General features: G+C 52.0%; 22 protein-coding genes. 12 read left to right on the plus strand and 10 right to left on the minus strand.

The features are described from left to right. Positions 1 to 13 precede the first annotated feature (13 nt). The 8 genes from nusA to WBP50_RS09920 form a co-directional block, all read right to left on the minus strand. On the minus strand, positions 14 to 1558 hold the full coding sequence (nusA, locus tag WBP50_RS09885; RefSeq protein WP_423934002.1) for a transcription termination factor NusA: 1545 nt from the start codon (positions 1556 to 1558) through the stop codon (positions 14 to 16). 63 nt (positions 1559 to 1621) lie between these two features. Beyond that, on the minus strand, positions 1622 to 2143 hold the full coding sequence (gene rimP / locus WBP50_RS09890) for a ribosome maturation factor RimP (protein WP_423934003.1): 522 nt from the start codon (positions 2141 to 2143) through the stop codon (positions 1622 to 1624). Positions 2144 to 2276: 133 nt separating this feature from the next. Further along, positions 2277 to 2489, minus strand: a complete 213-nt coding sequence (locus WBP50_RS09895; protein ID WP_423934004.1) for a hypothetical protein — start codon at positions 2487 to 2489, stop codon at positions 2277 to 2279. 44 nt (positions 2490 to 2533) lie between these two features. Then, the gene (locus WBP50_RS09900) at positions 2534 to 2788 is read right to left on the minus strand and encodes a glutaredoxin family protein (protein WP_423934006.1); all 255 of its coding nucleotides are present in this window, start codon (positions 2786 to 2788) and stop codon (positions 2534 to 2536) included. Beyond that, entirely contained in the window at positions 2788 to 4077 is a 1290-nt protein-coding gene (gene hisS / locus WBP50_RS09905; protein ID WP_423934008.1) for a histidine--tRNA ligase, read from the minus strand. Before hisS ends, WBP50_RS09900 begins: the two co-directional genes overlap by 1 nt. A 36-nt stretch (positions 4078 to 4113) precedes the next feature. Beyond that, complete coding sequence (locus tag WBP50_RS09910; protein ID WP_423934010.1) at positions 4114 to 4584, minus strand: PTS sugar transporter subunit IIA; 471 nt, start codon at positions 4582 to 4584, stop codon at positions 4114 to 4116. Positions 4585 to 4870: 286 nt separating this feature from the next. Beyond that, positions 4871 to 5692 (minus strand): phosphatidate cytidylyltransferase, encoded by an 822-nt coding sequence (locus WBP50_RS09915; protein WP_423934012.1) that lies wholly within the window; start codon positions 5690 to 5692, stop codon positions 4871 to 4873. Positions 5693 to 5728: 36 nt separating this feature from the next. Further along, positions 5729 to 6568: a CPBP family glutamic-type intramembrane protease gene (locus WBP50_RS09920; protein ID WP_423934015.1), complete on the minus strand. Its 840-nt coding sequence runs from the start codon at positions 6566 to 6568 to the stop codon at positions 5729 to 5731. Between WBP50_RS09920 and WBP50_RS09925 the strand changes: the two genes are divergently transcribed. From WBP50_RS09925 to WBP50_RS09935, 3 genes are all read left to right on the plus strand, one after another. Beyond that, positions 6567 to 6689 (plus strand): hypothetical protein, encoded by a 123-nt coding sequence (locus WBP50_RS09925; protein ID WP_423934017.1) that lies wholly within the window; start codon positions 6567 to 6569, stop codon positions 6687 to 6689. The two genes, WBP50_RS09920 and WBP50_RS09925, sit on opposite strands and share 2 nt — an antisense overlap. Before the next feature lie 244 nt (positions 6690 to 6933). Then, positions 6934 to 8016 carry a glycosyltransferase gene (locus WBP50_RS09930; RefSeq protein ID WP_423934018.1) on the plus strand — a complete coding sequence of 361 codons (1083 nt, stop codon included), beginning with the start codon at positions 6934 to 6936 and terminating at the stop codon, positions 8014 to 8016. Beyond that, the gene (locus WBP50_RS09935; RefSeq protein WP_423934020.1) at positions 8013 to 9092 is read left to right on the plus strand and encodes a glycosyltransferase family 9 protein; all 1080 of its coding nucleotides are present in this window, start codon (positions 8013 to 8015) and stop codon (positions 9090 to 9092) included. Before WBP50_RS09930 ends, WBP50_RS09935 begins: the two co-directional genes overlap by 4 nt. A 139-nt stretch (positions 9093 to 9231) precedes the next feature. Here the strand turns inward: WBP50_RS09935 and WBP50_RS09940 are convergent, their stop codons facing one another. After that, entirely contained in the window at positions 9232 to 10002 is a 771-nt protein-coding gene (locus WBP50_RS09940) for a hypothetical protein (RefSeq protein ID WP_423934023.1), read from the minus strand. Between the two features lie 370 nt (positions 10003 to 10372). On the opposite strand from WBP50_RS09940, the gene WBP50_RS09945 reads away from it, so the two are divergent. Continuing rightward, a complete protein-coding gene (locus tag WBP50_RS09945) occupies positions 10373 to 12310 on the plus strand; it encodes an ABC transporter ATP-binding protein (protein ID WP_423934026.1) in 1938 nt (645 codons plus the stop codon). A 214-nt stretch (positions 12311 to 12524) separates the two neighbouring features. Here the strand turns inward: WBP50_RS09945 and yrbL are convergent, their stop codons facing one another. Next, the gene (gene yrbL / locus WBP50_RS09950) at positions 12525 to 13079 is read right to left on the minus strand and encodes a PhoP regulatory network protein YrbL (RefSeq protein WP_423934029.1); all 555 of its coding nucleotides are present in this window, start codon (positions 13077 to 13079) and stop codon (positions 12525 to 12527) included. 248 nt (positions 13080 to 13327) lie between these two features. On the opposite strand from yrbL, the gene WBP50_RS09955 reads away from it, so the two are divergent. The 8 genes from WBP50_RS09955 to WBP50_RS09990 all read left to right on the plus strand — a co-directional run bounded on the left by WBP50_RS09955 (position 13328) and on the right by WBP50_RS09990 (position 22604). Next, the gene (locus WBP50_RS09955) at positions 13328 to 14410 is read left to right on the plus strand and encodes a glycosyltransferase (protein WP_423934032.1); all 1083 of its coding nucleotides are present in this window, start codon (positions 13328 to 13330) and stop codon (positions 14408 to 14410) included. After that, the gene (locus WBP50_RS09960; RefSeq protein ID WP_423934034.1) at positions 14407 to 15519 is read left to right on the plus strand and encodes a glycosyltransferase; all 1113 of its coding nucleotides are present in this window, start codon (positions 14407 to 14409) and stop codon (positions 15517 to 15519) included. Before WBP50_RS09955 ends, WBP50_RS09960 begins: the two co-directional genes overlap by 4 nt. Then, the gene (locus WBP50_RS09965; RefSeq protein WP_423934037.1) at positions 15516 to 16748 is read left to right on the plus strand and encodes a glycosyltransferase family 4 protein; all 1233 of its coding nucleotides are present in this window, start codon (positions 15516 to 15518) and stop codon (positions 16746 to 16748) included. Before WBP50_RS09960 ends, WBP50_RS09965 begins: the two co-directional genes overlap by 4 nt. Positions 16749 to 16752: 4 nt before the next feature. Further along, a complete protein-coding gene (locus WBP50_RS09970; protein WP_423934039.1) occupies positions 16753 to 17766 on the plus strand; it encodes a glycosyltransferase family 2 protein in 1014 nt (337 codons plus the stop codon). Between the two features lie 9 nt (positions 17767 to 17775). Further along, the gene (locus tag WBP50_RS09975; protein ID WP_423934041.1) at positions 17776 to 18816 is read left to right on the plus strand and encodes a glycosyltransferase; all 1041 of its coding nucleotides are present in this window, start codon (positions 17776 to 17778) and stop codon (positions 18814 to 18816) included. Between the two features lie 16 nt (positions 18817 to 18832). Next, the gene (locus WBP50_RS09980; RefSeq protein ID WP_423934043.1) at positions 18833 to 19891 is read left to right on the plus strand and encodes a glycosyltransferase family 4 protein; all 1059 of its coding nucleotides are present in this window, start codon (positions 18833 to 18835) and stop codon (positions 19889 to 19891) included. A 374-nt stretch (positions 19892 to 20265) separates the two neighbouring features. Then, positions 20266 to 21258 (plus strand): glycosyltransferase, encoded by a 993-nt coding sequence (locus WBP50_RS09985; protein ID WP_423934045.1) that lies wholly within the window; start codon positions 20266 to 20268, stop codon positions 21256 to 21258. Between the two features lie 389 nt (positions 21259 to 21647). Further along, on the plus strand, positions 21648 to 22604 hold the full coding sequence (locus WBP50_RS09990; protein ID WP_423934048.1) for a hypothetical protein: 957 nt from the start codon (positions 21648 to 21650) through the stop codon (positions 22602 to 22604). The last annotated feature ends 60 nt before the right edge of the window (positions 22605 to 22664 follow it).

Here is a 22664-nt window from a genome sequence, read left to right on the forward strand (position 1 = left end):
GGGTCTGCTCCATTCATGCATCAGCTTCCGTTGTACCGGGCTCCTCCTGACCGCTCTCGTCAAACAGGTCATGCAGATCCGCATCAGAGAACTGCTCCTTGACCGTCCGGTAGATATTGTCGGCAATCTTTGCCCAGTACCGCTTCTCCTCATCCGTAACTTTCCGTTCCCTCGGCTTGATCGGGGGTTTGCGCGACGGTTTTCCGAAAACAAGAATCTCCTCGTTCTTTACCGGCCCGACAAGAGCCTGCTCTATCTCCTCGACTCCTGCTTTAAGTACCTTTTTAGCGGTATCGAGACCGGCATCGAGAAGCTGGTAGATCATATCGTCACCAAACTCCTCACGGAACTCGATGATATCGATATCAGTCGGGTCCTCCATCGATTTGTCGATCACATCGCGATAGACATCGATTTCATAACCGGTAAGTTTTTCCGCCAGATGAATATTGTTGCCGTTCTTGCCGATTGCGTATTTGATCTGATCCGGCTTGAGCATGACTCTTGCCTTGCGGGTTTTCATATCGGCATGAACCGTCAGCGGATCGATCTTTGCCGGCTGCAGTGCCCTGGCAATATAAATCTGCGGTTCGTCGGTGTAGTAAATGACATCGATATTCTCGTTGTTGAGTTCCTTTACGATGCTCTGGATGCGCTTTCCGCGATAACCGACACTCGCTCCCACAGGATCGATCCGGGCGCTGGTCGACTCCACGGAAACTTTCGCCCTTTCGCCGGGCACCCGGGCAATTCCCTTGATGACAATGAGACCGTCAAGTATTTCGGGAACCTCGTGTTCAAAAAGCTTGTAGAGAAACCGGTCGTCTACCCGAGATACGATAACCTTCATGCCGCCATCGGGTTTTTCCCGCTCGACCATAGATCCGTCATCGAGACGCACCTTCACTTTTTCCCGTTCGATCCTCTTGACATAGAGCTTCATCCGGGGGGTTCTGCGGGGGTTGTCTTTTTTCATCATCTCCGCTTTCGGCAGCACCAGTTCAACCCGGTGGTCTTTCGAGGTATTGTAGGTAAAAATCACCTCGTTTGAACGCACCTGATAGACCTCGCCGGCAACTACCTCACCGACTTTTTCAAGGCACTCTTCATACACGACAAGCCGTTCAAGATCGCGAACCTTTTTCTGTACGGACTGCTTGATAATCTGTATCGATTTCCTGCTCAGATAATCCTCAAGACGAATCGGCCCCTCCTCATAATAATCCCCCAGATCAAGTGATTCATCGATTTTGCGGACTTCGTCGAGACTGATTTCAATAGCCGGAATATCGACTTCACTGACAATCTTCCTGAGAAGATAGACCTCGAAATCGCCCCGTTCCGGATTGATGAAAATATTGGATTCAACTTCCGGATCATAGTCCTTGCGAAGCTGCTTCTGAATGATATCCTTGAGAAGGTCGGCAATATCCATCTTTACCGCCGCACTCTCCGTTTTCTTGTCAAGAAAAATCTTCGACTGCTCGATTTCACCGAACGCGCTGGCAATCTGCGCCCGCCTGTCCTGACCTTCCGCTTTTACCTGCTTTCTCGCCATCTCTTTGCTGATTGTGCTTTTGATAAAAAGAAAAATTTCCTGGATACCCTGTCTCTCTCTCTGCTACCACTCCACTTCCGGAACAGCCCTGACGATTCGCTCAAGAGGAAGCTCAACGACTGCACCTCCGCTGCGGGAACCCTTTTTTCCGGCAGTGACCGGAACCAGCTCCAGCGCGGTAATGGTATCTCCGGATTTCAGAACCCTCTGCAGGCGGCCGGTCATTACCGTCTCTTCCTGCTGTTCACCCTTGTAGACAACCTTCAGCAATCTGCCCGTATGCCGGATATACTGCCTCGACATCAGTACAGGCTCGCCAAGCCCCGGCGATGAAACCACGAGATCGAAATCCTCGCCGGCAAGCACCGGCGGCTCGGTGTCAATTTCAATCTGTTCGCGGATCCGTCGACCGAAAAAAGAGCACTGATCGATCCGGATTCCGGCGTCACTGTCAAGCAGAACCTCGATTTTCCTGTGTTTTCCGGGGCCTTTCACCTGCAGGCGAACAAGATAGACCCCCTCACCTTTCGTACCCTGAGACAGTTCCAGCACCCGAAGAACACAACGTTTAATTTTCTCTTCCATTATCACCGGATCATCTGTTCTTTTTTTCGGAAAACAAAAAAGTGGGGAAAGCCCCACTTCTCCTTCAGTCAACCGCCGCCCATTCGAACCCCGTTTTTGAATGTACTAAAAAAAGGCTCAATAGTCAAACATACTAACGCTCCGGCCGCTCGTCATCCTTGAGCTGCGTGTCGATCACTTCGTAATCGGCTTCCTCCACCTCCCTGCGGGAAGCGGAAGGAGGAACCCTGCCTCCGGCGGGGTGATCATCGCCTTTGTACCTTATGAAAAACCCTCCTCCCAGCGTTTTGAGCACCAGACGAAAAACAAGGTAGAGCAGCAGGGCAAGAAGAATGAATTTCAGCATCGTCACAGCCTGTCATCGTAAAAAAAACCTTTCAGGAAAACGCTCTATGGAACCGGCAGAGCCAGAAGGGCGGCGAGACGGTCTTCCCGGATCCGGTAGCGGAAAACCTCGATACCGTCAACAAGTATGACAGGAATCTGTCTTCCGTATTTCTCGAGGAGATCGGGCTGCGAAGCGATGTCGATCTTCTCGAGAACAAAAGGTTCGGCAGCCTGAGCCTTGTGGAGAACGGCCATTGCCTGGTCACAGAGACAGCACTCCTTTTTTCCGTAAAGGGTAACGGTATGAAGCCTGTTCATCACAAACTCCCTTTTACCGCAGCCTGCCGCTGCAGGAGAGCGATCACGCCGTCAAGAGAAAAGGTCTCCTGGCTCGACGTTACAAGGTTCTTCAGCGGATAGAGCCCTGAAGCAAGTTCGTCGCCGCCGACAAAAAGCGCCGATGCCGCATGCATCCTGTTGGCTTCGCGAAGCTGCGCTTTCATGCTTCTGCGGGCAAGATCGATAACCGTGCTGATTCCTGCACGGCGGAGCTTGTCGGCAATTTCGAATGCCCGGTCAAAATGCTCCGGCTGCTGCACGACAACAAAAACCGAGGGACCCTCAGGAGTCTGCTGGAGAAAGAGACCCTGCTTCTGCATGGCAATCAGAAGACGCTCCATGCCGACGGCAAAACCTGCTGCAGGAACCTCAGACGGACTGCCAAGCTCGAGGGCGAGCGAATCATACCGGCCACCCCCGCCGAGAGCATCCTGGGCGCCGAGTTCGGAACTGGTCACCTCGAATGCCGTGTAGCTGTAATAGTCGAGCCCCCTCACCAGAAGATGGTCGATCTGAAAGTCGATACCCCTGCCGGAAAGGTATGCAAGCACCTTTTCAAAATCATCGACAGCCTCGCGTCCCAGATAGTCATGCAGTTTCGGCGCTCCGGCAACAATATCCTGCATCTCGGGATTTTTCGAATCGAGTATCCTCAGGGGATTTTTTTCGAACCGCTCCCGTGATGCTTCGTCAAGCCGCGAGTAACAGGGCGCAAGGTAGGCCCTGAGCGCCTCCCTGTATTTTTTGCGGTCAAGGCTGTTCCCCAGCGTATTGATTCTCAGGCGAAGCCCACTGAGGCCGAGCGACTCGAAAACATGCATCATGAAAATGATCACCTCGGCAACCGCAGCAGGCGAAGACGCCCCGAGCAGCTCAGCTCCGAACTGCGAAAACTGCCGCTGCCGCCCGGCCTGGGGACGCTCCTTGCGAAACAGCTCGCTGATGTAGTACAGTTTCTGTACCGGAGAGGCCGCCAAAAGGTTTTTCTGCAGCACCGCCCTCATGACCCCTGCGGTCATTTCCGGACGAAGCGTAATCGAACGGCCCCCGGGATCGGGCTGAAATGAAAACATCTCCTTGCCGACGATATCGGTTGAAGCTCCTATACTGCGCTGAAAAAGCTCCGTGTATTCAAAGACGGGGGTCCGGATTTCGCTGAAACCGTATATCGCGGCAAGCCTGCTTACAACCTCCTCGATATGTTTCCATTGAACCATTTCATCGGGAAAAACATCCCTTGCCCCCTTGACAGCCTGATAGTGCGACATACTCTGCGGTAAACCTCTCCTGTTAAACTGATTGCGTTATATCTGAGGGAAATCCTTTTCCTCCTCCCGGAACAGATCGAGCACCTCGGAGGGCGATTTCGATGCAATCAGACGCTCGCGGAAATCGGCACGTCCGGCAAGCCTGGTAATGCGACCAAGCAGCTTCAGGTGCTCGGCGAGCATCGTTTCCGGAGTGGCGAGAAGAAAAATAATCCGGACCGGTTCATTATCGATCGAATCGAAATTGAGTTCTTGCTTCAAGGTGGCAAGAGCCAGAACCGGTTGACTGACTGCCGGCGTTTTCGCATGGGGAAGCGCTATTTTTTTTCCGATCCCGGTTGACATTTCCTGTTCCCGCCTGAGTACATCATCCCGTAACCGAAGAGCGTCTCTGATACCGGCGTGACCGGACACAATCGAGAGCATTTTATCGATGACCTGGTTTTTTGTTTCCAGTTCGAGATCCAGGGCAATACAGCCTGCAGAAAGAAGACTTTCGATTTTCATTATCACAAGACCTTGCGTTAACCCTCTCCGCCGAAGAAGAGCCGGCATCTTTTCAGAGTGAAAAGATGCGGTAATATAAAAAAATTTGATCCCGCACGGCACTACCCTTTCCACACAATGCCGGTATTGCAGGAACCCTGCGATTACTTGTCATGGCTCTCCCCTTTCCTGTCCGGAAAAGAGCCCTGACTTTTGCCTGCATGCCGCTTATGCCGGATCAGGCGCGTTTCAGAGAACCAGAGTGCGAAGCGAACATGCTGAACGCATGAATCCCCGGCGAACAAGACTAAAGCCGGGAAGATAAAAAATAAACGATCGGAGCAACAAACATGATGGTATCGAATCGGTCAAGTACACCGCCATGACCGGGAATGAGGGCGGAAGAATCCTTGACTCCTGCATCGCGCTTGAACATCGATTCGATAAGATCCCCGGCGGGACTGACAGCACCGATAAGCACACCGGTCAGAAAGACAGGCAGCACCGAAAGAGAGGGCATCTGCTGAAAACAGAACGCGGAAGCCGCAATGCTGCCGGCAAGTCCCGATAGATAACCCTCCCAGGTTTTATGCGGGCTCAGACGCTCGAACAGTTTGCGCCGGATAAGACGCCCGCCGAGCATGCTGCCACCGAAATAAGCCGATATATCGGCAGCCCAGACACAAATGAACATCAGAAGAACCAGCGACTCCCCCTCCCCGTTGTGACCGTGACGGCGAAGCTGCAGAAGCGCTCCGAAAGAGAGATTCACATACAGGAGCGCCGTCAGGACGGAGCCGAGATTAAGCAGGGGCGAGCCCTCCTTCCGGAACAGCTCGATCACAAAAAGCAGCAGTACGACACCAAGCAGCAGCTCCCAGGTTTCGATGGCGGCCGCATAAAAATTCAGCTGGATCAGCACCGTAAGAACCAGTACGAGCCAGAGGGGAGGCGGAACGGCTTTGTGGAGGGCGAGCCGGTAAAATTCGTAGGTGGCGGCAAGCGCGAGCACGAAAAGCAGCATGAAAAAAGGAAGCCCCCCGAGCCTGATAATCCAGACCAGAAGAGGAATACCGACAACGGCTACAAGTACCCGCTGCAGCAGATTGAAACTCAGGAGCTTACCCATAACAGAAAGTTGTGTATCGAGCCTACCGCTTCAGGCCTAGGAACAGGCGGCCCTGAACCGGTGCATAAAAAAAACAAAGAGCAGCAGGCTGCCGGCAACCGCAGGCCACCACCAGAGCGAAAAAACAACACTTGCGCCCGTAACCTCCGGCGTTGATCCGGCAGCATGAAGAAAAACAAGAGCCGCAAGGTTATTGAGCAGATGTACGAAAAACGGCACGGCAAGACTGCCGCTTTTCATGAAAATATAGCCAATATACCACCCCAGCAGCGTAAGAGGAACAAGATTGGCCGCACTCAGGTGAAAAAACGCAAAAACAAAACCGGTAAAGAAAACCGAACCGGCCGGAGAGAGCGCCTTGTAATAATTCTGCTGCAGATAACCCCGAAAGAAAAGCTCTTCACAGCAAGCCGGGGTAAAGGCAAGAACACCGGTTACGGCAAGAGCTTCCGGAAAAGAATGGATGCCGCCAAGCACTCCTATCAGGGCATCCATCAAACGGCGGCTTTCGAGAACCGCTTCGCCAGACGGACCGAGTGCGGGCCAGAGAAACAGGTCCTGCAGCTCCGTAACGGAATGGAGCAGCGGCTGAAGGCTCATCATACCGAGCACGGCAAACAGAACCTGTCGCCACGCAACATGTTGTGCGATGCCGAGAAAGGCGAGCGGTTTCCCTGAATGGAACCCCCCGCCGGCATGCAGGCGGGCGAGCAGCACTGCCGGCAGGGCAAGCACAAGTATCTGACCGGCAACCTGGGCAACACGCATGGCGGCAACCATTGAAGCATCGTACTGCAGGGGATCAAGTCCGGCCGCTTCCTTCCCTCCCGGTATAACCAGAAGCAGCAGCGTCCCGGTAATAGTATAAAGCAGCATGATCCCGATCAGCACGATGGAGCTGAAAAAAAAAGAGGGCCTGGCCAGAGACAGCTGCCCTGAAGGAAGAAAGCGCTGCATCATCGTCTACTCTCTCTCTCTCTGTGGAAAACAGGGCTGATATTGATTAATTTCAATTATTTTTCCCGAAATACAACCGGGAACCGGATGCTGATTATACGAAAATACGCAGGAAACGGCTGAAAATCCTTTACTTACTTTCCAAAAAACCTGTTCCGGGCATCCCTCGATGAAAAACAGATCCGGATGGTCGGTCAGAAGAAGGGAAAATCGCACGGCCGATGACGGGTATCCGCTGAATAATAAAAATCTTCCTCGCTTCACAAGTCCTGAACAACGGCGGCATGAAAATTCTTTTGATGAACTCCGCAAGGAGCTGGGGCGGAACGGAAAAATGGACCCGGATGGCTGCGGAAACCCTTGCCGAGGAACATGAGGTCTGCCTTGCCTACCGACGCGAAGTTATCGGGCGTCGTTTCACGGTAAGAAAATACCGCCTCCCCTGCGTCAGCCACATCGACCTGTACACCCTTTTCAGGCTCATACAAATTATCCGGAAAGAGCGGATCGAGGTCATCATCCCGACCAAGCGCAAGGACTACCTGCTCGCAGGCCTTGCCTCCAGAATATGCGGGATAACAAACATTCTGCGGCTCGGCATCCAGAGACGCCTCAGCATACCGGTTCTGCACCGCCTGATCTACCATACCCTCTCGGACGGCATTATCGTCAATGCCATAAAGATCAGAAAAAGTCTGCTCGAAGCGCCGTATATGGATGCTGAAAAGATCAGGGTCATATACAACGGTATCGACACCCAGACCATCGACCGCCAACTCCCGGCTGGAATCCCGGACAAACCCTCTGGATTCACGGTCACCTCGATGGGAATCCTCACCGGAAGAAAAGGATTCGACTTCCTGATGCGCGGTTTCGCACGCTTCATCGAAATCTCCGGAGCCGACGACGCACGCCTCGTCATCATAGGGAGCGGACCGGAGGAAACCGCACTCAAGGCTCTTGCCGACAAACTCGGCATCGGCAACCATGCGCAGCTGATCGGCTTCATCCAAAACCCCGCGCCCCATCTTGCCGAAAGCCATGTCTTCGCCATGGTTTCGAAAAACGAAGGCATCTCCAACGCCCTCCTCGAAGGCATGTATCTCGGCAACGCCCCTGTCAGCTCGAAAGCCGGTGGTACGGATGAAGTCATCAGGGACGGCGACAACGGGTTCCTGATCGATTACGGCGATGTGGAGGTGCTTGCCCGTACGCTCGGGAAGCTCCATTCCGATCCCATCCTTCGTACAGCAGTCGCGCAGCGCGCCAGAGAACAAGTGATCAGGCAATTTTCGCTGCAGCGCATGCACGAAGAACTCATCTCATTCTGCCGACAACAGGCAGCCACACGTAACCGCTCCCAATGACAAAACCCGTCACACCGACAGCGCCCGCGAAGGACTGGAAAAAGAAACGCCGCTTCCGCCAGGCATTCGCCCGCATGCTGCAAAAGGTCGGAAAAAGATCTGCACGCCATGCAGACTTTGATGGCCGCCTCGAATCGGTCGCCATCCTCGCCCAGGAAAAACTTGGCGACGCCATACTGCTCACGCCGCTCATCGGCAACCTGCGCAGGGCATTTCCCGAACTCTCCATCCATGTCATCGTGTTCTCCAAAGCGGTTTTCGACTTTTTCAGCTCCGACCGGAACGTCACGGCTGTCCATAACGCCAAAAGAGCCACTCCCGGCTACATAAGGGATGTACTCCTTCACCGGTTCGACCTTCTCTACAACACCAAAGACCACCCGTCGACCCATTTCCTGATCCAGTCGATCCTCATCCCTGCCCGTATCAAGGCCGGCATCGCCAACCCTTTTCACGAAGGGCTTTACGACCAGCTGCTCGACATAACCTACCATACCCACATCGTCACCAAGAACTGTGCACTACTCGGCCTGCTCGGCATCGATGCGCCACCTGAAACCTGCCGCCCCTACATCCCCGAGATGCGTGTCCAGCCGGAACTGCAGTCTTTCGCCGACTCGATGCCCGACCGAAAATTCATCGGCATCAACATCAGCGCCGGAGGACCTCTTCGCTACTGGACAGAAGAAAAATGGTCCGCCCTGATCGACCGTTTTCCTGACAGACAATTCATCATTTTCTCCGCACCGCAGGATAGAGCAACAAAGCTCCGTCTCGAAACACGCACCAATGTCCGTCCCTCGGTCTCGACCCGCAACATCTACGAGGTCGGGCTGCTGGTGCGGAAACTCCGGCTACTCGTTACCCCGGACACTTCGCTCATCCACGTCGCATCCTGTTTTGCCGTCCCGCTCATTGGCCTCTACCGTGAAGCCCTGCAAGATCTGACGCGTTTCGCGCCCTACATCACCGACCACACCCTGATAGCGTCCCCGACCAGGAAGGTGTGCGATATCTATGTAGATGATGTAGCAAGAGCGGTCGAGGCAAGGCTGGACGTCCGGCAGGAAATCTGACATTTCAGAACGTCATCAGGGACAGCAACACTCCTCCCTGATCCAAACCGGAAGCACAAGGGAAAAACAGAACCAGGGCGCTCGCATTGCGCCAGACAGCCAGCGAGCCGTTTCTGTTTCCCCATTGGCAACATGCGCATCAACCGAACCTGCCATTACCTTCCAGCGGAGCGATGATCTTCATGAGTTCCGGCTCAGTAGTATACATGGAGTAGCGCCGAGCCAGATGACGAAGAATTTTGATATCCGCAAAAACATGCGGCCGCAAATCTCTCTGCCGCATGTTTTTACCGTCACAATAGTCCCCTCTGTTCTCCACACCGATACCGCTTATGATATATTCGGCATCATGCCCGTACTCATCTATTGCGCAAACAACGGACAGCACCCCTGTCGAAGGCCTGAAAGTCGAGCCGCAATCTTTCCGTTTATTGATAATCCTTTTCAGGTATGTACTTGCCAGAGATCCTGCGTAACGAACTTTCAGATCGACGGGCAACCGAAAAAAGTCCCCGGTAAGTATGGGATCGTAACATCCGCTTATTCTGCCGACAAGCATGCGGCGCTCATAGGCGGAAATCCCGGAAACAGGGACACTGAATCCGGCTTCCTTAAGGATACCGGTCAACAGTGAGATGCTGGTAGTCCTTGTCAGGATCATTTTATCAGGCCTTGAATTGACTATCGCCTCCCACTGTCTCTGATAAAAATCTTTTCTCGACGCTCCATCCCTCCTCTTTTTGGGATGGATGAGGTCAGGGTTCAAGACACTTACCGTTCTCCGGAATCGTTTGACACTTTCCGCATAATAGCCAATAGCGCCATTGGCACAGTAAAGCGCATCTCCGTCAGGGATATCTGCATTCGGCTTGGAACCCACAATCACTACTCGTTTGGTATTTTTATCCATAAATCGGTGCTTACTGAAAACGAATCCCTGTTTTTACTTTCGTCAGGGATAACAATCCCCGGACTTTTCCCATGCAGACCATCTCTTCAGTTTACATTTTTTTCACCATTCATTCCAACGGGCTTTACCATGGGACTCGAATCAACAGGCAGGACATTGCATCCAACAGTGCACGTCAGATATGTCCGTGACTATCAGAATCGGTTGCTGACCGCATCCAAACCCTGCGGAATCTCCGCAGGTATGCAAAGTTTGAAAAATGGTGTACATTGCCTGCACAGCCATGCCCTCGGAATCGCTAACCATCCGGAAGGCAAGAGGCTTTTCAGATGGCCAGACCGCCAGCGCTCTCCAGTAACCAGCGTTTCTCATGAACCCGTATCTCAGGCTTCTCACATATCTTGCCCCCTCCAAAGGGAAAATCCTGCTCGTCTTTTTCGTCAGCATGCTGACCTCGCTGTTCAGCGTCATCTCCATCTATTCCGTATTGCCGCTGCTCAACGCAGTCTTCGCCTCCGATGAAAGCGCCAGGACATCTGCAGTCGCAAACGAACAGACCGTCCCCGACGCAAAGTTGTTCGGCATGGCTGCTTCGAAAATAAAAACCGAAAGCCCGAAGGCTGCACCCGATGTGTTTCCCAAAGATCTCTCCGACTCCAAACAGATCAAAGCCTGGGCCATGAACAGGTTTCAGCGCGTGTTCTCCGGAGCGACAAAACAGGAGACACTGCTCAGGATCTGCATTTTTCTCATCGTGGCGTTCTTCTTCAAAAACCTGTTCAGTTACATCAACGGCCAGCTCATCTTCCGAATACAGACCCGTACGGCTAAAAAACTCAGGGATGACGTTTTCGGCAGCATTATCGAGATGCAGCTCGACTATTTCAATCACAACAGGGTAGGCACCCTGATGAACTATGTGCACAACGAAGTCAGCACGGTCAACAGCACGATCAACTCAACCTTCATCAACTTCCTGCAAAACCCTTTTTCCATACTGGTCTATATCGGCGTCCTGCTGCTGCTGAGCTGGAAGCTGACGCTGTTCGCCTCGGTCACCTCGCTGGCGATATTCATGTTGATCCGTATCATCGGGAAACGGGTCAGGAAACTCGCAAAAAAACTGCGCTGGATGATGGGCGACATGAACTCCATCCTGCAGGAGAAGTTCAGCGGCATCAAAGTCATCAAATCGAGCGTATTCGAGGACATGGAACTCGTAAAGTTCAAGAAGTTCACCCGCGACTACAGAAAGCTTGACATCCGGATCAACCGCCTGAAAAACATCATCAACCCTCTTAACGAAACGCTTCTCATCGCGGCAATTGCGCTGGTACTCTGGTTCGGCGGCCTGCAGGTCTTCGATGGGCGCATGACCTCAACAGAGCTGCTGCTCTTTGCATTCACCCTGTATTCGGTAATGGGCCCGCTGAAGACTTTCAGTAATGTAAGCACACAGCTGCAGGTCGGCATGGTCTCTGCGGAACGCCTGTTCGAACTCCTCGACACGCCTCCTGAGATCAAAAACGGCAACAGGCAGATCAGCAGATTTTCACATACGATAAAGTTTGAAAACGTCTCCTTCAAATATCGCAGGGAACCGGAAGCTCCCATGGTGCTCGATAACGTGAGCTTCGAAATCAGGAAAGGAGAGATGGTCGCCCTCGTTGGCCAGTCCGGATCCGGCAAATCAACCACCGTTGACCTGCTCCTGCGCTTTTATGACGTGGACTCGGGAAAAATCACCATCGACGGTGTCGACATACGCGAGTACGACTACAAACAGCTTCGCCGTCTTATCGGGGTAGTCAGCCAGGAGGTAATCCTTTTCAACGACACCATTGAGCAGAACATCGCCTACGGCATGCGGGATGGCATCGATCACGAACGCATCGAACGGGCTGCCAGGCTTGCCAACGCTCACGATTTCATCATGGAAAAGCCGGACCTGTACCAGACCCAGATAGGGGACCGCGGCATCCAGCTTTCGGGCGGCCAGCGCCAGCGGCTTGCCATAGCCAGAGCCATGGCAAGAAACCCGGAACTGCTCATTTTCGACGAAGCCACCAGCGCGCTTGACAACGAATCCGAAAAAGTGGTTCAGGAAGCGATCGACAACGCAATGGCAGACCGCACTGCGCTTGTCGTCGCCCACCGGCTCTCCACGGTCAGAAATGCCGACAGGATTATCGTCATGGAACGAGGCAAGGTACTGGAGTTCGGAAACCACGAGGAACTGCTCGCCCTCGACGGCGCGTATAAAAAGCTTCACGACATCCAGTTCACCGCAAAGCAGAAAGAGGCCTGACCCCCTCCTGTTTCAAACCGGTAACTCCAGACAGTTCCACGATCATAACGCCGGCTCAATGCCCGTAAAGACCGGCTGATGCTGACAAAACGCCCAGCGTATCATCCCGGAACTTCGTGAATGACAGGAACGAACTGAAGTTCAACATACCGGAAAGAGCACTGCCTGAAGCAAGGCAAATCGACAAGCCCGGCCTAACCGTATAGCTCAACAGCTATGTATTGAGTAACTGTTCGAATTTGGCCCATTTCTTTTTGAGCAGGTGGCGGACAAAAATGCGGGAGTAATTGGCAATGGGCAGGAACTGGTTGTTGCCGACACCGTCAATGAGAACAAGGCGGCCTGACTCAGGGGAGATGCGCTGGTAGACGACGTTATCGGGTTTGAGCTCCCTCAGAACGATCCTCTCGCGGAAAAGATAGGCCCTGAAAACCTCAAGAGCAGCTCGAAGCTCTCCTTCGAAAGCAGACCCCCGCATCACCGGAAGATACCGGTCAAGCGTCAGCGATATCTCTCCGTCGAAATCTCGCGCAAGACCGAAAACCGCACCATCGCCCATATTGGTGTGCACGATACCGTACGACCGGGCAAGCATATCCCACGAAACGCCACGCCGCTCGTATTGGCGATAATATTTGAGCTCTTCCTCGATGATCTCCTTCCTGCGCGTATAGACCACCTTGACACACTTTCTCTCGTCATCGGGGTGAACGTAGCAAAGCCTCGAAGATCCTTTGCCAAGCACCCGGGCTCGAGTCAGATCAACCATCAGCAACACATACAGTTATTCCGAAAAAGGATTCCGGTCGGAATGTTGACACAATATTTTCATAATCGTAACACAATCGTAACAAAAAAAAAAGTCCGTCAGCAAAAATTCGTCAAATCCGCAGGTTCAAACAGAGCCGCAACATCGTGTTAGGCGAGGTGAGGTTTTTTTGTAACTTTGGTTCAGAACCAGAGGACTGCACACCCGGTTATCGGGCTATGCAGCTTGAACGTACCGGGATGTACTGCATGAATTTCCTTTTCCTGAACTCGGCCGGCAGAGGCTGGGGCGGTAACGAAAAATGGACAAAGCTCGCTGCTGAATCGCTCAGTGGAAAGCACCGTGCAATCCTCGCCTACCGGGACCCGCGAATCGGTGACCGTTTCTGCATCGAAAAAGTTCGCCTGCCTTTCCTCATGGAACTCGATCCGATCACCATCTCGGGTCTGGTAAGGATCATCCGCAGGGAAAAAGTCGATGTCGTCATTCCCACAAAACGAAAAGACTACGTGCTCGCCGGTATCGCCTGTCGAATCACCGGGGCCGCCAACATTCTCAGGCTCGGCATCGACCGGCCACTTCAAGACACCGCCATTCAGAAACTGGTCTACGGCCTTTTCGCTGATGGAATTGTCGTCAACGCAGCAAGAATACGGGAGACGCTCTCCCGCACTCCATGGCTCGATACGTCAAAGATCAGAGTGATTTACAACGGAATCGACCGGAAGGCACTTGATCAGGGATCGAAGGCCCCTTACTCCAGATCGTTCGGGTTCATGATCGCCGCAGCGGGCGCGCTCATTCCCCGCAAGGGCTTCGACTTCCTCCTCCGCTCGTTTGCCCGATTCATAGAAACATGCGCTGAATCCACCGGGGCAGGACTCGTCATTGCCGGAGAGGGGCCTGAACGGGAATCACTCGAACGACTGGCCAGTAAACTCGGCATAACAGACAAGGTCCACTTCGCAGGCAATCTCGACAACCCCTATCCCATGCTGCTCGCCTGCGACCTGTTTGTATCTTCATCCACCTCCGAAGGAATAGCCAACGCTCTTCTGGAGAGCATGGCGCTAGGGAGCGTACCGGTCAGTACCTTCTCCGGAGGCGCCGACGAACTCATCAGCGATGGCCGAAACGGCTTCCTTGTCCATTATGGTGACGAAGCACACCTTGCATCCATCTTCAGCGACCTCCTCCGAAACCCGGAGGAGCGGCAACGGCTTGCTGCGAATGCCTGCGAAACCGTCACGCAGCAATTTTCGACCGAGCGGATGCGCACAGATCTGCTCGAATTCTGCAGCGAGATCCTCACGAAGAGGAGGGCAGCATGAACATCCTCTTCATCAACTCTATCGGGCGAAACAAATTCGGCGGTGGCGAAAAATGGATGGTCAACGCCGCTAAAGGACTCACGGAGAAGGGGCACAACGTCGTGCTTGCCAGCAAGAAAAACTCCAAAATCCTTCGATACGCCGCGGAAAAAGGGGTTGGAACCGATGTGTTTGAAATACGGGGGGACATCGCGCCCTTCACCACGCTCAAGATCGCCGCATGGCTGAAAAAGCATAAAACCGATATTCTTATCTGTAACCTGAACAAGGATGTCAGAGTGGCAGGCCTTGCAGCAAGACTCGCAGGAACGCCTGTCGTGCTCGCCCGGCACGGCATGCTGCTCTGCAGCCGCAAATGGAAACACAAGCTCACGCTCACGAACCTCACCGACGGCATCATAACCAACAGCGGAACAATCAGGGCCGCCTATGCCGAATACGGATGGTTCGACCGAAACTTCGTCAAAGTCATTTACAATGGCCTCGACATCCCGGACCATGTCGAAGCGCATGACTTCACACAACGCTTTCCGGGAAAAAAAATCATTTACAGCGCTGGCCGCCTCTCCGACCAGAAAGGGTTCACCTACCTGATCGAGGCTGCCGCCATCCTGCGGACACAGCGCAGCGACCTCGTCTTCGCAGTTTCCGGCGAAGGCAAACTTGAACCGGAACTGAAAGCCCAGGCGAAATCAGCCGGACTCGAAGACTCCTTCATCTTCCTCGGCTTCACTGCAGATATCTACCCATTGCTCAGGGGTTGCGACATTTTCGTCCTTGCATCGCTTTTCGAAGGTATGCCCAATGTCGTCATGGAGGCCATGGCCATGCAAAAACCGGTCATTGCCACCGATGTCAACGGGGCCCGTGAACTGATGGGCGCGACCGCAACCGACCCTGCCTGCGCCACAGGCATCATCATCCCGTCAAAAAACCCGCAGGCCATCGCCAATGCCGTCAATATCCTCATCGACGACCCTTTACGCATGGCCGCCTTCGGGAAAGCCGGATATGAACGGGTATCCAGGGAATTCACCATCGGAGCCATGGTCAGGAACCTTGAACTGCACCTTCAGGAGCAACTCGAACAAAAAAGAGGCCGCGCATGACCAGCAAAAAACCGAAAAACAGGGTCTCTCCGCCGACTGCTGAAGAAAATGCAGCACAACCCCGGTTCATTATCCTTGCTTCCGAATTCCCGCCGGAAAAGTACGGGGGCATCGCGTTCTGGGCAAAAAACCTGCTCGACACCCTCACCGCCAACGGCTACCCTGCCATTGTGCTCACGCATCGAACACGGACGCATAAGCGCCTGAAGGCAAAATCCACGGATCAGGTTCGCTACATCCGGGGACGCGACTGGAAAAAACTCCACTGGCTCTACCGCCTGCCCCAACTCCTTCGGGAGCTCGCTTCGCAACGAAACTGCATACTCGTAGCGGCAACCTGGGACGAATTGCAGGTCATCTACCGCCTGAAAGCGCTCTTCGGCTTCAGGATCTTCTGTTCCTCGCACGGCACAGACATCACCAGGCATGTCTTCCCAAATAAGAAAGGCTCGCTTCGAAAAATCAACCGTATACTCGGCACCGTAGACCTTTTCATGCCGGTCAGCCGGTCGCTCGACAAGCTCGCGCGCTCGATGTACCCAGCGCTTTCCTGCCGAAGCCTTGTCCTTGGCTGCAACGTCGATACCCGCATCTTCAGGCCCGAACCTGAACCCGGGAAAAAAACCGAACTGAGACGGCAGTTCGGCATCGAGCCTGACAGCGCCCTCATCATTACCGTCGGCAGGATGATGGCGGTCAAAGGTTTTCGCCACGTTATCATGGCTCTGCCGGCCATCATCAAAGTGGTTCCTGAGGCTCGTTACATGATTGTCAGCCACCCACTGGAACCGGAAATCCTGCTGATTGAACACCTGGTAAGGGAACTCGGCCTCGATGGTCGCGTCATCATAAAAGCGCCTGTCGCCAACGAAGAGCTCCCGAAGCTCCTCCATGCCGCGGATCTCTTTGCATTGACCTCCGAACCGGTCTATTTTCCTTACTATCAGGAGGAAGGCCTGCCAAGGGTTATCCCCGAAGCGAGCGCATGCGGCCTGCCGGTCGTGGTCAGTACAACCGGAGGCCTTGCAGAAGCGGTCGTTGACGGTCGAACAGGTTTCGTGGTTCACCACGGCGATCACGCCGCCCTCGTCGAAAGGATCGTCACGCTTCTGACCGACAAGGCACTTGCCGCTTCGATGGGCGAATGCGGACGCAAACATGTCGAGGATCACTTTTCCGACCATTCGATGGCAGGCACCATTCTTACGATGGCCAATAACGAAACGTAAGCCGATGGCATCACCAAGAGTCAGCATCCTCATGCCCGTACACAACGGCGAGCGCTACCTCAGGGAGGCGATCGACAGCATGCTGCTCCAGACCTTCCGGGATTTCGAGTTTCTCATTATCGACGATGGCTCCTCTGACCGGAGCGTCGAGATAATCGAATCATACCGGGACCCGCGGATCGTGCTGAAACGGTTCCCGACCAACCGAGGCACCGTCCATGCCCTGAATGCAGGACTTCTGGCGGCAGCGGGCGAATACATCGTGCGCATGGACTGCGATGACATAAGCCTCCCGCAGAGGCTTGAAACCCAGGTGCGTTTCATGGACAGCCATCCCGATACCGGTGTCTCCGGCACCGCCATGCGCCTGATCAAGAAGGGAAAACTCAAAAATACGAGAATACAGCCCGAATCGGACGAGGAGCTCAAAATCGCCCTGCTTTTCAATACCTGTTTTTTTCACCCGACCGTTATCATGAGAACCGGACTGGTGAAAGAGCACCCCTACCCCGCCGATCTCGTGTACACTCAGGACTACAACTACTGGACATCCCTTGCACCGAAAACCCGCTTTGCCAATCTCACTGATACATTGCTATACTTCAGGGAACACGATGGACAGATAAGCAGCAAAAAGGCGAATCTTCAAATAACCAATGCACGCAGAATCAGGGAAGCTTACCTGCTCCGGTTCACCGGAAAAATAACTTCGCAGGAACTTGACACCCACCAGCGGATCGCTGATAACCGCAGAGATATAGACCTTGTGAACGCGAAGGCATGGCTTGAACGCCTCGTAAAAATCAACAGTGAAACACAGCAGTTCTCCCCTGAAGGGTTCAAAATAGCGATGGGCAGAAAATGGTGGTACTGCTGCAGGAAAAACGCACAGCAAGGAAAAAAAACGCTGCAGATATACCATTCATCAGTCCTGCAGAAGTACTACAAACCCGCAGCCTCAAAATTCATGAAATTCACGCTCAAGTGCCTGGTATCGATCAACAGTGCAACGTCATAAACGATTGATATGACCAAACTCCTCTGGTGCCCGAAAAGCTGGAAAGAATTCAGGTCCCACCCTGAAATGGTTTACAGAACCTCAAATCGGTTACGCGCCTTCAATCACCATGAAATTCTTAAAAGCGTAACCGGCATATCCTCCGAGGTGCTTGGCTGTTCCGTAACGGATCCGGATTTCAATGCATACGACACCCTGATCTTTCAGAAGCACATTCACAGCATCAAAAAAGTCCAAAAATTCAGGAATAAAGCCGATAAACTGGCTATTCTTGATCTATGCGATTCCATCAGCAAAGAAGAAACCCTGAATCTTAATTCCCTGGTCGATCTCGTTATCTGCTCAAACCATGAGCTGGAAGACAGACTGATCAGCAACGGCCTGAACATTCCGAGCGCAACAGTGCCGGATTCTCATGAAGCTGATCCGGATTTTATCAAGGTTCATCGTGAAACAGAGAGGCCCAGTGTAACATGGTACGGCATCGGAGTCAATTATTACAAATTCGTTGAGCCATTACACAGGATCCTCCAGCAGGGAAATTACGCATTCAGATGGGCTGCCGAGGAAAACCCGAAATGGAATAATGAATGGGGATTCCAAAAAGGGGTTGCCTGGCAGCTTTCGGTGAAGGATGCCTGGAGCAACCCCTGCTCGTGGCAGCAGTTCATACAGAAATCCGATATCGGGATCGTCCCCGTCCTTGAAGCCGTCAAGTCACCGCACAAAGTATTGAACTACATGGCCTACGGCATACCGGTAATATGCAGCCCTACCGATGCCCACAAAAGGGTCATCACACACGCCGAAAATGGATTCTTCGCTTCGACTGCCGATGAATGGCAGTACTGCCTGGAACTGCTGAAAGATCCGGAAACCAGAAAAAAAATCGGAAATCGCGCCAGACAAAGCGTATTGAAGCGCTATTCACAAGAAACCATCGCCACTGAATATTATCAGGCCATCACAAAATGGCACGACCATAAAATGGCCGGGCATAAAAACATGTCATTCATCAAAAAAATCAGAAAAGGCTTTTTCGGCCCATAAAACTCAATACCGATCATTGAAAAACATCACATACAGTCTACAATCGCTGTTCTGGAAACCATACAGCAAACTGTTCATCAAGGGCGATCGTGCCAATTGGAGCCTCTACTGGGATGCCGTAGAACTTGGGGCTCTGTGCGGGATGCTCGGTATCGATGTAGTCAGCAGCTGCAAGCGCAGACTCATGAAAAACCAGTGTTTTTTCAACATGAGCCGATACGAAATCCTTGAACACTGGCAAAAACCCTGCTGCCGCATCGCATTCCCTTACTACCATGGCAACCCTGAACACGATGAAAGCTCAAGAAAAATGCTGAAGACCATCAGTCAGCACCACAAGGAGATCGACCGTATCCAGGTAAGCTGCCGGTTCATGGAAGAGGTGGTGCTCGACACCGGAATCGGGCGCTCCAAAGTATTCAGAATCCCCATCGGCATCAATCCCGGCTATTTCAGGAAAACAACTTCCGAACTGAGAACCGCAGCAAGAAAAGAACTTGGCATTCCCGAGCAGGCCGTGGTCATAGGTTCTTTCCAGAAAGACGGCAACGGATGGAAGGAAGGCCTTGAACCGAAACTTGTCAAAGGTCCTGACATCTTCCTGAAAACCGTTGAAATTCTTAAGGCCTCCATCCCGGAACTCTTTGTGCTCCTGACCGGGCCGGCGAGAGGTTATGTGCGTAAAGGGCTGGAATCGATGCAACTACCCTATGTCCACAAATTTCTCGACGACTATACCGCAATAGGCACCTATTACAATGCGCTGGATGCGTACATTATAACATCAAGAGACGAAGGCGGTCCGAAAGCCGTTCTCGAATCGATGGCAAGCGGCATTCCCCTGATAAGCACGACTGTCGGACAGGCCACTGATCTCATAGCTCATGGCAGGAACGGATTTCTGGCAAACATCGGAGATGCTGAAGCGCTGGCGGAATGTACGCTCGGAGTCATGAACGACAGCCGGTTACGCTTTTCTGTCATTGAAAACGCTCTTGCGACTGCAGCGGAAAACGAATATGCGAGCCAGTTGCCGCTCTGGAAAGAGTTCATGTCCGATTTTGTGCTTTTCTGACATTACCCGGAAAACCCTGGAATGCCGCATGCCCGTAAAGATCTGATAGATGTTGAGGAAATCTGTAAATACATCATCGATCCGGACGCTTATATTACCTCCTCAGCGAATAAACAAGACCTGAAGGCTATCCTGAACCGCAGGACTGGCGGAATTCCGCCTGTAAGCCTTATGCTGGCTGGAAAAAACCGTTCTCTGGCACAGGGGACGGATTTCGAGGCTAAAATCCCCAGGACCGCCATGGTTTTTCGGAACAGGGCGATCAAGAACAGGAACAAGGAAACTGCATCGGCAAATGACCAGGTACACCGACGGCCTCACCTGAAAATCTTTACGGCTGCACCTGAAAAATATCAGTAAAAAACCGAATAAAGATGCCCATACACAGACATGCGATTGAATACATTGACAAAACGTATAGATCGATACTTTTCCGCGGTTTTCACCACCAGCCAGAACAACAGGCCCATCACGGATGGGTATACTGGCTTCCAAAGTACATGCATACCCATACCTCCCTGAAGATCTATTTTCACACCAATAAAAACGAACTCTGTTTCCTTGATGAAACCGGGGCCATACAACCTCTGGAAAAACAGGCACTCCAGCATATCGATATCTTTTTCGGAAGAACACTCGGCAGCTTCAATCCGGATGATCCGCTACAGAATACAGCAACGCTGAAAATACTCTATCCGGTCGGCAATCGAATCCCGAAATCATTTCATAAACATGGACTTGCCATCATTGAAGACCGTACCTTTGTCAAACCCATCCCCGAATACGACCGGCAGTTTTTTTATTGCAGGAATACACGAAGAGAGAACATTCTGCTTTATCCTGCAGCCATACACAACAGAAAAGGACAGCTCAGATTCGCCAAAAAAGTTACCCGACAAGCGCTTAAAGGAAAAAAAATATTATTCTGCGGAACGATCAAATCAGAAAACTATGCAGAGGAATGCTTCGATATTCTTAGAAAAAAGAACATTGATTTCGAGTATCTGAACAAGCTCGGCAAGCATGACCTTGGCGAACTTTACAGAAAAACTGCAATGACCCTGATTTTTTCTCACAACGACTGGAATCCGAGAACTTTTTATGAAAGCATGGCCTGCGGAACGCCCAGTTTTATTTCGGGAAACGTCAAACTTGCCGAAACAGTAAAAAACCATGCATTCAGAGCCTCCCCATTTCTGTTCAACAAGTCATTGTGCAAAAGCCTGGACTACCCCATAAAAATGCACACACAACTTGCAGATTTCTCATTAAACCTTTCTGAGGAATTTTGTTACAACCAGCTCTTTGCAAATGTATTAGCTACGCTCCCGGTAAACGGGGAAAACGGAAAACGGGTACAGCCATGAAACTCGCCTTTCTTATCAATCGGGCAAATAATTTCAGGCATTTTGCATCCATCATTGAAACTGCTCTGAAAAGAGGCCATACCGTAGAATGCTGGCATGATTATTATTCCACGTCAAAAGACAGTGCAAAAGGGTACATCTTCCCGGAAATCAGCAAGTCTCCCTTTGCGGGGCTGAACGATAAGAACTTTACTGCAAGAGCATTCACAGCAGAATCTGAACATAATCGTGCAGTCACAGCTCGAACCGATATTGATTATTTCATCTCACTCAGTCCGCCGGAATTCATCCTCGACAAGGCATTTCTTGACAGCTTCAGGGGAAACTGGGTTATGATAATGCATGGCCCGGACAGCTTCAAGGAAATAAAGAATATAAAGCCAGGCGAGATGGGCCATGGATTCAGAAGAATTTTTTCTCCCTACACGGAAAACTTTTTCAACGAAGGACTTGCTTTTTTTAAAAGCCATGTCAAAAATGGACTTACCTACTTCGCTCCGGAACACACCGAAATACACCCTGCCGGCTGTACGATGTTCGGACCGGAACTTTTGACCATAAACAAGAGCGCGATACGCAGAAAATTCGGCATTCCTCCACTGAAAAACATACTTGTTTACCTGCCGTATACATACAGCGATTCAAAAAAACATAAAAAAAGCTTTGCCTGGCAGGCTGCATTTGCCGGACTGCATATAAAGCGGCGAATCCGGAAGGAATTTGAAAACAATGCGTTTACAATCGATCCGCTGTTGCGGAGGTTTTCAAGAAATCTCTCAGCTCTGCAAAGGATACTGCAGGAACCGGTAGGCCGGAAATGGCTTTTCAACGGATGGAATGAACCTGCCGTCATCACAGCGGTGAGAGCTTTCTGTGATGCAAACAATCTGCATCTTGTCGTCAAGCCCAGAAGAAAATTTGATTTCAGCGAAGCGGTCTACGAAAAAGCCGACCTCATCATCGATGACGATGAATCCCAGCAGTACCCGTCAAAACTGCAGGAGCTCCTTTCCATTGCCGAGCTTTGCATGGGCTATTTCTCAACCGCAGTTATCGAATCAATCTACTGCGGAACTCCCTTCATCAACCTCCAGTGTCCGGATGAACTCTTTTATGACCCTCACCAGCATTTCTGGTGTCCGACCTCCGAGGGAAGCCTGTTTTCCCTGAATGGCGCCGTATGGGGCCATAAAATACCGGATTTCATCAGGGATTTCGGTTCAGCACCGCTGAAAAAATATCAGATGACTGAAATGAAAAGAGAGGAATACATGAAAAAATTCACCGGCATGATTACACCTTCAGCAGCAGAAAATTTACTGAATCACCTTGAAGCAAAAAACTAATCCCTGTAATATCCATCACTGGCTGGGCTAAATCGGATTTACAAAGCAACGAAAATCAAC

This window comes from Chlorobium sp., assembly GCF_049593655.1.
In the GTDB taxonomy this organism is placed as follows: Bacteria; Bacteroidota; Chlorobiia; order Chlorobiales; family Chlorobiaceae; genus Chlorobium.